We start from the raw sequence: 11,296 nt of genomic DNA on the forward strand, positions 1-11,296 counted from the left end.
GCATAATAGAAACCGGGTATCTCCAAATTAAAGGGTAGCCGGTTCGATCGTCGCCAAGTTCATCTTGGGAATTCACTTAAAGAAAAGGAGGCAATACTTTATGACAGAAACATCATCTCCACAGCCGTCCGAAAATTCGGAAAACGTTGTAGGAAATCAAGAAGCTGCGGCGTCCAGCCGTCCTGATGTGCTGCTCGAACAACTGCTCAAGCCCGAGGTTCAGGAATCTCTCACAACTCTCGTGGACAATCTTCCAAAACTTACGGAAATGCTAGCAGTTATGACAAAAGCTTATGACTTCGGTAAATCCGTAGCTACGGACCCCGTTCTTGCGGAAGACACCATGGCTTCCCTTAGCGGATTCGCGAAGCCGATCACGACAACAGCAAAAAGCGTTGCATCTGCAGCCATTGAAGCCGGAGACCGTGTACATGCTCAAGGCGACCAAGCTCAGATTGGCGTGTTTGGTCTGATGAAAATGCTGAAAGATCCTCAAGTGCAAAAGGGTCTTCGCTATGCTCAGGCTTTTTTGGACGTTCTTAACGAACGCGACCAACAAAACAAGCGTTAATCCATAAATCATACGAAGAACGGAGGATGGTCATGTCTAAACATATTTTAATTTTGGGCGGAGGCTATGGCGGCTTGTTGAGCGCTCTTTCTGCACGCGAGCATTTTGGTGCGGCTGCAAAAATCACGCTGATCAACCGTTTCCCAACCCATCAGATCATTACGGAATTGCACCGTCTGGCAGCAGGCAACATTGCAGAGAAAGCAGTAGCTTTGCCACTCGATAAGCTTCTTCGCGGCGCGAACGTGGACCTGCGCATCGGAAACGTGAAGGAAATCAAGCCAGATGAGCGTTCGGTTTCCCTCGATGACGGCGGAAACTTCACTTATGATGCCTTGGTTATCGCACTGGGCAGTGAAACAGCATTCTTCGGCATTCCGGGACTGCAAGAGAACAGCTTCATTCTGAAGTCCGTGAACGACGCTAACCGTCTGCGTGCTCATGTGGAGTCCCGCATTGCGGAATACAGCAAAACCAAGAACAAAGCGGACGCTACCATCGTGGTTGGCGGCGGCGGTTTGACAGGTGTTGAGCTGGTTGGTGAATATGCCGATATGAGAAGCGAGCTTGCACGCAAATACGGTATCGATCCAGAAGAAATCACGCTCTACTGTGTTGAAGCAGCTCCTTCCATTCTGCCGGGCTTCCCTGCTGAATTGGTTGACCGTGCGACAACAAGCCTGCAAAAACGCGGCGTTAACTTCCTGACAGGTCTGCCGATTACCAAAATGGACGGTACAACCGTTGAGCTGAAGGATGGCAGCACGTTCGAAACCAGCACCTTGGTATGGACTGGCGGCGTACAGGGCAACTCCGTTGTGGCTAACTGCGGCATCGAAGTCAATCGTGGACGTGCAGTGGTTAACGAATTCCTGCAATCTGCTTCCCACCCTGATGTATACGTTGCTGGCGACAGCGCTGTGGTTATGGGGCCTGAAGGTCGTCCATATCCTCCAACAGCACAGCTGGCATGGCAGATGGGCGAGCTGATCGGCTACAATATCTTTGCTCAATTGAATGGCGGCGCACCAGCTTCGTTCACGCCGGTATTCTCCGGTACGCTTGGCAGCTTGGGACGTAAAGATGCCATCGGAACCATTGGCGCTAACAAGACTCAATTGAAAGGTCTGCCTGCAACCTTGATGAAAGAGGCAAGTAACATGCGTTACCTGTCCCACATCAATGGTTTGTTCACATTGGCTTACTAAGCCAAAGGCGGCATCATACAGATAATGGGAGATGGAACCTCGTTTGTTGGGGTCCATCTCTTTTTTGATTACCCTCAATTTTCTAGCAGTAGACGTCTATCTTCGAGCCTTCTTGGCAAACCTATTCATAGATTCAAAGATTCCTATGTTACCCAGATCTAATAATCTATGAATATAGGCTGGAGGTTGATGTTCTTGTATCATTCATCGATTCATGCTGAAGAGCCGGTTCACCCGGAGTGGGCTCCTGATCTTCTTGAAAGAGTCACCAAGCGAATCGGCAGTGTCATTGTAGGACACGAGGAGCAAATCTCGTTAACGATGATTGCATTGCTGGCTGGTGGACATGTACTGCTGGAGGACATACCCGGGGTTGGGAAGACGATGCTGGTGAAGTCGGTGGCCGCATTGATTGGCTGTGATTTTAGCCGCATTCAATTTACTTACGATTTAATGCCAGGAGATATTACGGGCGCATCAGTCTATTATCCGCACACAGGTGAATTTGTATTTAGGCCGGGTCCCGTGATGTCTAACATTGTCTTGGCTGATGAGATTAACCGGGCATCACCCAGGGCACAGTCTGCTCTGCTGGAAGCCATGGAAGAGGGACGTGTAACTGTGGATGGCTGTACATACCCGCTGCCGGCCCCGTTCTTTCTGCTGGCAACACAAAACCCTTATGAATACGAGGGAACAAGCCGCTTGCCGGAAGCGCAGCTGGATCGCTTTTTGATGAGGCTATCACTTGGATATCCTAATATCGAAGGGGAGATGGAGCTGCTGGAACGGGGGATGGGCAGTTCCAGATTGGAAGAACTGAAGCCGCTCATGATGGGGTCCGAGCTCAGCAGGATGCAGCAGATGGTTTCCCGTGTATTTGTGGATGAAACGATCAAAAGATATATGGTGAGTGTGGCTGATGCTTCCCGCAGACAACAAGGCGTTGCTCTTGGGATCAGCCCGAGAGGAACATTGGCATGGCTGCGTGCTTCACAGGCTGCTGCGTTCTTGGCAGGTCGAATGTATGTCATCCCTGATGATTGTCTCCGCGTTGCCGTACCCGTATTAACCCACCGCATTCATCTCGGTCATGAGGCCCGCGCTGCGGGTGTGACCCCATATGAGATGGTAGAGTCCATAATTACAAGGTTCGAGCTTCCGAGGCAGCACAGCCGGAAGGGAAGTCTGTCATGAAAAGCCATCTCCTTGAATGGGCGAGAGGAGTAGTTATCTGGTCGGCATCGCTCGGCCTGTATCTCTGGTTCGGCGGAGAATCACTGCGACTTGTATGGTGGGTATCAACGATTCTATTGGTTGGCGGGGTTTTGACAAGCTTGTCCGGGCCAACGAAGATAACGATTTCACACACAGGTAGCCCTTCATGCATCCGGGAGGGAGATCCTGTGGAAATGACAGTACGGGTAACGTATCGTTCCATCCTGCCACTGCCTTGGCTAGTCATCACGGACCAGTTTGGCGGCAGAGAGTATAGAAAGCTGTTATTTCCCGGCACGCGACGAAGACTTGAGTATACCTACAGATTGAACCACGTTCCCCGGGGGATATGGTCTCCGATCTGCAGCAAGGTGGAGTGGGGCGATCTGTTCGGATGGTTCAGGAGGAGCAGGGGGCTACGAGGCGCTGGGAGTGGTCTGATCGTGCTGCCAAGGCCGCTGGAGTGGCCGGAGGCTATGATGCCGGCCCATGGAAGCGAGCTGGACATGGAGGCAGAACGTTCAGACAGGAATGTATGGAATGAAATGAGAGGATCAACGGTACGCGACTATATCCCCGGTGATCCGATGAATCGGATTCATTGGAAAAATTCCGCAAAGGTTGGACGCTTGCAGTCCTTTATGCCCCATGAGAGCTCCGGGGCAAGGCAAGGGATTGTACTGGATACCTCGTTTGATGCGTATGAGGGCTTTGACGTGATAACGCCTGAGAAAGCATTTGAAGATACGGTATCGGCTGCGGCGGGCCTCGTATCCCGGCTCATCCGTTCCAGAATCCCCTACCAGCTGTGGATGAATGGGGAGGCTATGCAAGAACAGGCCGAGTCCAAAGCCAATTTGAAGGAGATAGAGGATACTTGGCTACCGCTGGCTTCCGTTCAGCTTACTGAAGATGATTTAAAGCTGTGGAACCAGCCAGGATTCAAGGAATCTCTTAGAGCATCGCATAAAAATACGGATTGGGCGATCATCACAGGCGGTTTCCATCAGGGAGCGGCCAATATAGGCATTCAATTGTTGAATGCAGGAAGCCGTAAAGTCACTATTTTTTGTACCGAGAATATAAACTGGTCGAAAGCTTCGGGCCAGCTATCGACCATTTCATCGGAGAAGCTGGTACTGCCCAATTGGGCTCAGGAGTTTTTCGGTAAAGGCGGTAAGCTGGTATATCTGTATGAAGGACCGGCTGGTAAGAAGCCGATGAGGAACGGGGGTGCTGGCCATGACAGGGTTCAGCGGCTCGCCCGTTAATCCATCAGTGGATCGAAGCATGGCAAGATCCCGAACTTGGAGTCTACCATCTATGCTCTTCTCATCCTTGCCCTACGGTACGCTTCTTCATCGCATCCTTATCACATTGCCGATGGCTGGGCTGCTGTTTGAATGGCTCCTGCCGCTTTACGCGGCAGATGGGGCAAACAGCCGGAATGTGCTGCAAGCTTTGTCCACCTTCGCTGTTTTCCTGCTGCTGCAGGGATTGTTTACACTGCGGGGCTGGGTGTGGCTTCCCCTCAATGCCATTCTTGTTGTCTGGCTGTGTTCGCAAATGTTTGAGTATAGCAATCCATATACGTGGTTTGTTCATTTCGTGACGGAAATACTCCCTGAAGACGCTTCTGAATTCGGAAGTGCCTGGGAATTTATGGCCCTGAGTCAGGAAACGAGAACGATGATCCTGCTCACAGGTTGGGGCATCTTGGTATCGGCCATTCACATGCTTGCTCTGTATCGCCGAACGGTATGGTTGTTCGGCGGTGCGACGCTGGTTTATTTGGCGGTCCTAGAATCCGTCATGGAGAATAGTATATATATGGATATGATGCGGACCGTTTTATATATTTTGCTGGCTCAAGGCATAATGCTGATCCTGAGACTCAAGCAGGAAATCGTCGAGAGTAACGGTAAGGGAATGGAAGGTCCGGAAACTGTGCAATCTCGCCGCTTGTCGGGATTGCCTCTGCTACGCTGGAGTCTGGTCGTTCTGCTCGCCTCCCTCATGGTAGCCGGGGTCACCCGGTTGGGGGGCTACTTCAGCGAACCTTCATCTGGGATGGGATTAACGGTTGCTGAAATGGCGGAACGTGTGTCTGGGTGGGGCGATCGGTTCCATAGAAACACCGAGCCATCGGTGCCAGCCTCCAAAGCGGTTGGGTATGTGTCTCAGGGGGAGGATATGGGAGCACCGCTGAAGCTTAGCGATGCCTTGTTTTTTACGGCCCAGTCGCCTAAGCCTGTATATTGGCGAGGAGAGACCTACGAGCGGTATGATGGCCGGAAATGGGGCAGGGAATCTTCCACTTCCATGCCGGCCCGGCTATTGGAAGATTTGAGTGGTATACTGCCTTACTGGACGCGCCCAGCTGGTGACAAGCTCGTCCAGTCGCTTATTTTTGAACAGCCAACTCCCGTCCGTTTGCTCCTGTCAGGAGGCGTCATTACTCAAGTGAAGGAGATTCGATCCCACAAGGATAGCGGCGTACCACAGATAACCGTTGATCGGCTCTCCGAAACGGTATCCTTGGAAGGGGACACTGTCATATCCGGTTATACCATTGAGACGCTTTATGACCAGCCGGAGCCGCAATCACTACGGAATATTACAGGCCAGGACCCGAAATATATCAAAGACATGTATTTACAGCTTCCTGAACAATTGCCCGGTCGAGTGCGTAATTTAGCGAGTGAGATTACGTCAGGGAACACGGACAGGTATGAAATGGCGAGAGCGATCGAATCCTATCTGGAGCAGAACTATACCTATTCACTGCATACAGCCGTTCCACCGAAGCGCAGAGAATTCACAGACCATTTTTTGTTTGATGCAAAAAAAGGGTACTGTGTTCATTTTGCCACCGCAATGGTTGTGCTGCTTCGTTCCGAGGGCATACCCGCACGCTATGTGACCGGATTTGCACCAGGCGAGCTGGTGGCAGGTACGGTTGATCGATATGAGGTAGCGGAAAAAAATGCACATGCCTGGGTCGAAGTTTTCTTTCCAGGAAGGGGCTGGGTGATGTTTGACCCTACCCCAGGTTTTGGTTTTGGGGCTATGTCTTCGCCGCCAGCTACCGAAGGTTCCGATTCTGGGTGGCGTACTAGCTGGCAGAACGTAAGGGATTCCATAATCTACACGGTCGTTAAAATGATGATCCTGCTATCCACCATCGGTCCTGTTATGTTAGGGAGCTTTATTCTGCTCGTTCTCCCTGTTATTGTGGCCGTGATTTATCGAATACCGAATCTGCTCGAAGGTATAATCTATCTAAGAATGAGCAGGACGATAGCGGTAAGCAGAAGAGAAGGACTAATCTCGGCTTCGGCAGGGGTATGGGACAAGCTGCAGCGAAAGTTTGGGGCTATGGAAAAAGGGCAAACCATGCGGCAATATGTCAGTTCCTTGTCTATTGATAATGCCGAATTCAAGGCAGATGTAGAGCAGTTCGCGCAGCGCTGGGAGCGGGCGGCTTACGATGATCAAACGTGGTCTCGAACCGAAAAAGTACACTTTTTACGCCAATGTATTCGAATTGTCAAAAAAATGGCATGAAAACAAGAGCCCCTCTTTCTTGACGTTATGAATTAGGGTTGCGTATAATTAATTTCATTAATCAAGGGAGGCCCGGTAATGAACAAGCCTAATGAAATCATCGTTGTAATGGACTTCGGTGGACAGTATAACCAACTTATAGCACGACGCATTCGCGATCTCGGCGTTTATAGTGAGCTTCTGCCATACAATACGCCTGTTGAGAAGATTAAAGAGCTTTCTCCGCGCGGCATTGTTTTCTCAGGAGGCCCTTCGAGCGTGTATTCTGAAAATGCACCCCATGTAGATCCTGCTATTTATGATCTGGGACTGCCTATCTTTGGTATTTGCTACGGCATGCAGCTAATGGCTCAGCAGCTGGATGGTAAAGTAGAACGCGCTTTGAAGCGCGAGTACGGTAAAGCGGAGCTGGAGTTTGCTCCGAGCTCGATGCTTGTAAAAGGGATTGAGCATAAACAAACGGTATGGATGAGTCATGGCGATCACGTGGTATCCCTGCCTTCCGGCTTCAAGCTGGACGCTGGAACGGAATCTGCCCCGATCGCTGCGATGAGCAACGAGGAGAAGAAGCTGTACGCAGTACAATTCCATCCGGAGGTTCGTCACTCTGTCCATGGTAACGAAATGATCAAGAATTTCTTGTATGAAGTGTGTGGTTGCGAAGGCAACTGGAGCATGGAAACCTTCATTGAGGACCAGATTCGCGAAATCCGTGAAGTGGTAGGCGAGCAAAAGGTGCTGTGCGCGCTGAGCGGCGGCGTTGATTCCTCTGTTGTAGCCATGCTGATCCATGAAGCAATCGGCGACCAGCTGACTTGTATGTTCATCGATCATGGACTGCTGCGCAAAGGCGAAGCTGAGAGCGTAATGGATACCTTCGTTGGCAAGTTTGATATGAAGGTTGTGAAGATCGATGCTCAGGAACGTTTCTTGTCCAAGCTGAAAGGCGTAGACGATCCAGAGAAAAAACGTAAAATCATCGGTAACGAGTTCATCTACGTATTTGATGAAGAGTCCAGCAAGTTTGATGACTTTGCATTCCTGGCTCAAGGTACGCTGTATACCGACATCGTGGAAAGCGGTACGGAAACGGCACATACGATCAAATCCCACCACAATGTCGGCGGGCTGCCTGAAGACATGAAATTCACATTGATCGAACCATTGAAAGCTCTCTTTAAGGATGAGGTTCGTAAAGTTGGTGAAGAGCTTGGTTTGCCGGATGAGATTGTACACCGTCAACCTTTCCCTGGCCCGGGTCTTGCGATCCGCGTATTGGGTGAAGTTACGGAGGACAAGCTGACAATCGTTCGTGATTCCGACTACATCCTGCGCGAAGAAATTGCGAAGGCTGGCCTTGATCGCGAGATCTGGCAGTATTTCACGGCCCTTCCAAACATGAAGAGTGTTGGCGTCATGGGTGATGCACGTACGTATTCCTACACCGTAGGTATCCGTGCCGTAACCTCCATCGACGGCATGACCGCGGACTGGGCACGCATTCCATGGGACATTCTTGAGAAGATATCTGTTCGTATCGTGAACGAAGTCGAGAACGTCAACCGTATCGTGTATGACGTAACTTCCAAGCCACCAGCAACGATCGAGTGGGAATAGTAAGGTAAAGTACAACATTATATGTTAAATAGGACTCTCTTTTATCTGCGTAATTAGCCAGATGGAAGAGAGTTTTTTTATCATGATAATTCTCAATCAATAACATTGTAATTAAGTGCTGTCTTTTCAATACTTGTATGGAGGTTATTGATATGTTGATGTTGTTAAAAAAGAGAAGTACAATCATTTCTCTTATTTTAGCTGTTATTTTTGCAGCATCTTCTTACTATTATTTTGCCATTTATAATTCTGTTCGTGATTTATATGTATCTTCGGATTATATTGGATATCCCACAGGTAAAGCGTTATTCTCAAATGCCGAGTTAGTTGTCGTTGGAAGTCCGCTTAAAGACTTTGAGGATCGAGAGCTGCATTTGTCAAGGTTTTCGAATGGTGCTTTAGAGGATATTGCCACGTTCACAGAAATTGATGTAGAGAAGGTCATTAAGGGACCGGAAGAGGATACCACAAATCTTAAAGTTTACGAGCCTATTGGCGTATATCAAACATTTAAAGGTAAAGAAAGAATTGCGTTTGAGGGTTATACCGCAATGAAAAAGGGGAGTAAATATTTAATATTTCTGTCCAAAAATACGTATGGGCAATATAGTGTTATTAATATGCAGTCCGGCAAATTCAATATGGATGGGACGGATCATGAGGATATGGGGGAAGACAGCCACAACAAGCAACGGATTTTTGCTGAACTAAAATCATCAGAGTACTTGCAATAATACTAAGCAACTGGGTATCCTGCTTCAGCCTCTATGTTCTTAACTAACTGCAGAAGTGATCACCACGATAAGAGAGATCAGCTAGACCAGTTACGCTAGACACGAGCGTCATGATGAAAGGTGTAAAACCCCTGTATGGACTTTATCTTAGACTATAATGGATATTAATAGAAACACCTTCTGAGTGGATGATAGTGATAATGTGCGCATTATCCCATGCTCAGGCGGTGTTTTTTTGTCATATATAGTTCAGAAATCCTAGAGTGATTGGGTAGTGAAGGGTTAATTCCGAACATTAAATTAAATCGACAAGTACAATATTCGTTTTTGTTGTTGACAAGATTGGGCTTCTCGTCCTAAAATATGTGTAGAAACTGACATGACAACAACATATAACGAGCTTTTTCGTATAATCCCGGGAATGGGCCCGGGAGTCTCTACAGGTCACCGTAATGATCTCGCTACGAAAAGAAGAGCGGCAATATAATGATGCGGACTCATCCAGCATTCGGGAACTGCCTGTAGATCGGAGTATCTCCGTACAGCAGCAGGTTATCCGATAAGGGTGCTGCCCGGCAGCATCTGAATGATTGTTTTGCGGCTCTTTTTTCAAGCGACGGCCCTGGGGATTTATCCTTAGGGTCTATTTGTATGTTGTTCAGTCATTAAATTTAAGGGGGATTTCTCTACAATGGAGCGTTTCTTTAAACTAAAGGAACACGGAACGAATGTAAAAACCGAGATTATTGCAGGCTTTACGACATTTGTGACAATGGCCTACATCTTGTTTGTCAATAATCTGTTTCTGGGTCCGGGCGGCGCAGGTATTCCGCAGGAAGGCGTATTCTTCGCGACTGCAGTAGGTGCGGGTCTCGTTACGATGGCTATGGGCTTCTTCGTTAACATTCCGGTTGCGCTGGCACCAGGTATGGGTTTGAACGCGTATTTCATGACAGTCGTATTAAGCTCGAACGGAGCGATTACTTGGCAGGCCGCACTCGGTGCCGTATTTATCTCAGGTATTGTCTTCATTATTCTTACGGTAACCAAAGTCCGGCAGATGCTATTGACCGCAGTTCCGAACAACTTAAAGATCGCTATTACAGTCGGTATCGGTTTGTTCATTACCATTGTCGGTCTTAAGCTGGGCAACATCGTGATGGTTTCCGTAAACCCGGGAACGGATATTTCTCAGCCGGTACCAGGCGGTGGCTTCAATCTGGCTCTTGGAAATTTCATTCATAATAAAGATACGCTACTTGCGATCATCGGGCTGTTCTTGATCGCAATCCTGATGGTTCTTAGATTGAAAGGTGCTCTGCTTATCGGTATCGTGCTGACGACGCTGATTGGTATTCCAATGGGAGTTACGGACCTTTCGGGTCTAAGCAACGCAAACTGGATTCCTTCATTTGATAATCTGGCAGTTGGAAAAATGGACCTGAAGGGTGCGCTCGGCATCGGTCTTGTAGAAGTAATCTTTATTTTCACATTCGTTGAACTCTTTGATACGTTCGGTACACTAGTTGGTACAGCTGGTCGTGCGGGACTTCTGAAGAACAAAGAGGAAGGCGAGAAGAAGCTTGGTAAAGCAATGCTAGTGGATGCTGGCGGCGTAAGCGCAGGCGCATTCCTTGGAACAAGTACAATCACAGCATTTGTTGAGAGTACTTCCGGTGTTGCAGAGGGTGGACGTACAGGCTTGACTGCAGTTACTACTGGCGTACTCTTCATTCTGGCTTTGTTCCTGGCTCCTCTTGCTCTGGTTGTTCCTTCGGCTGCTACAGCTCCGGCGCTTGTCATTGTCGGTGTACTGATGATGAGCCAAGTGCGTGATATCGATTGGGATGATTTCATGCAGGCATTCCCGGCATTCTTGACGATCATCCTGATGCCTTTCACTGGCGGTATCGCTAACGGTATCTCCGCGGGTATCATCGCTTATGTAGTTCTTGCAGTATTCGGTAAACTGACTGGGCGCACGGATACAAAAATACATTGGTTGATGTGGATCCTGTTTGTGATCATTTTGATCCGATATGCTTTCCTGGGTGCTGAATAACAAACGAACAAGGCTGTATATAATAGAACCGTCTCGATTTTTGAGACGGTTTTATATTTTTTTATAAAAAGTGCTTGCATAATAACTGAGTTCTATGGTATATTCTAATTCCGGCCGAGAAATACGGTTGGCACACAGTTCGAAATCAGACAAGCTAAACGGATTTGAAAAATAAATTCAAAAAAAGGCTTGCGATGATCGAGCGGATGTGATAAGATATAAGAGTTGCTAACGAGATAAATTGTTGGCGACAAACGAAGAAGTTGATCTTTGAAAACTGAACAACGAGTGAGTAAAACGGACCGCTTAGGCGGGACGT

General features: G+C 48.4%; 8 protein-coding genes and 1 riboswitch. All 8 genes read left to right on the forward strand.

Annotated elements, in window-relative coordinates; translation table 11 throughout:
- The first annotated feature begins 100 nt into the window (after positions 1–100).
- The 8 genes from AM231_RS24060 to AM231_RS24095 all read left to right on the forward strand — a co-directional run bounded on the left by AM231_RS24060 (position 101) and on the right by AM231_RS24095 (position 10,977).
- The gene (locus tag AM231_RS24060; protein WP_054404867.1) at positions 101–571 is read left to right on the forward strand and encodes a DUF1641 domain-containing protein; all 471 of its coding nucleotides are present in this window, start codon (positions 101–103) and stop codon (positions 569–571) included.
- 32 nt (positions 572–603) lie between these two features.
- Positions 604–1,779 carry an NAD(P)/FAD-dependent oxidoreductase gene (locus AM231_RS24065; RefSeq protein ID WP_053489977.1) on the forward strand — a complete coding sequence of 392 codons (1,176 nt, stop codon included), beginning with the start codon at positions 604–606 and terminating at the stop codon, positions 1,777–1,779.
- A gap of 189 nt (positions 1,780–1,968) precedes the next feature.
- Positions 1,969–2,976 carry an AAA family ATPase gene (locus AM231_RS24070; protein ID WP_082341791.1) on the forward strand — a complete coding sequence of 336 codons (1,008 nt, stop codon included), beginning with the start codon at positions 1,969–1,971 and terminating at the stop codon, positions 2,974–2,976.
- Positions 2,973–4,268: a DUF58 domain-containing protein gene (locus AM231_RS24075; RefSeq protein WP_054404871.1), complete on the forward strand. Its 1,296-nt coding sequence runs from the start codon at positions 2,973–2,975 to the stop codon at positions 4,266–4,268. The genes AM231_RS24070 and AM231_RS24075 overlap by 4 nt, the downstream gene beginning before the upstream one ends.
- A complete protein-coding gene (locus AM231_RS24080; RefSeq protein ID WP_054404873.1) occupies positions 4,240–6,564 on the forward strand; it encodes a transglutaminase TgpA family protein in 2,325 nt (774 codons plus the stop codon). Before AM231_RS24075 ends, AM231_RS24080 begins: the two co-directional genes overlap by 29 nt.
- A 78-nt stretch (positions 6,565–6,642) precedes the next feature.
- Positions 6,643–8,181, forward strand: a complete 1,539-nt coding sequence (gene guaA / locus AM231_RS24085; RefSeq protein WP_054404874.1) for a glutamine-hydrolyzing GMP synthase — start codon at positions 6,643–6,645, stop codon at positions 8,179–8,181.
- A 152-nt stretch (positions 8,182–8,333) separates the two neighbouring features.
- Positions 8,334–8,915, forward strand: a complete 582-nt coding sequence (locus tag AM231_RS24090) for a hypothetical protein (protein ID WP_054404876.1) — start codon at positions 8,334–8,336, stop codon at positions 8,913–8,915.
- A gap of 385 nt (positions 8,916–9,300) precedes the next feature.
- Positions 9,301–9,399: riboswitch (purine riboswitch) on the forward strand.
- A gap of 207 nt (positions 9,400–9,606) precedes the next feature.
- Positions 9,607–10,977, forward strand: coding sequence for an NCS2 family permease (locus tag AM231_RS24095; protein WP_054404878.1), 1,371 nt, complete (start codon positions 9,607–9,609; stop codon positions 10,975–10,977).
- The last annotated feature ends 319 nt before the right edge of the window (positions 10,978–11,296 follow it).

It is taken from the genome of Paenibacillus solani (genome assembly GCF_001277345.1).
Taxonomy (GTDB): Bacteria; Bacillota; Bacilli; order Paenibacillales; family Paenibacillaceae; genus Paenibacillus_AQ; species Paenibacillus_AQ solani.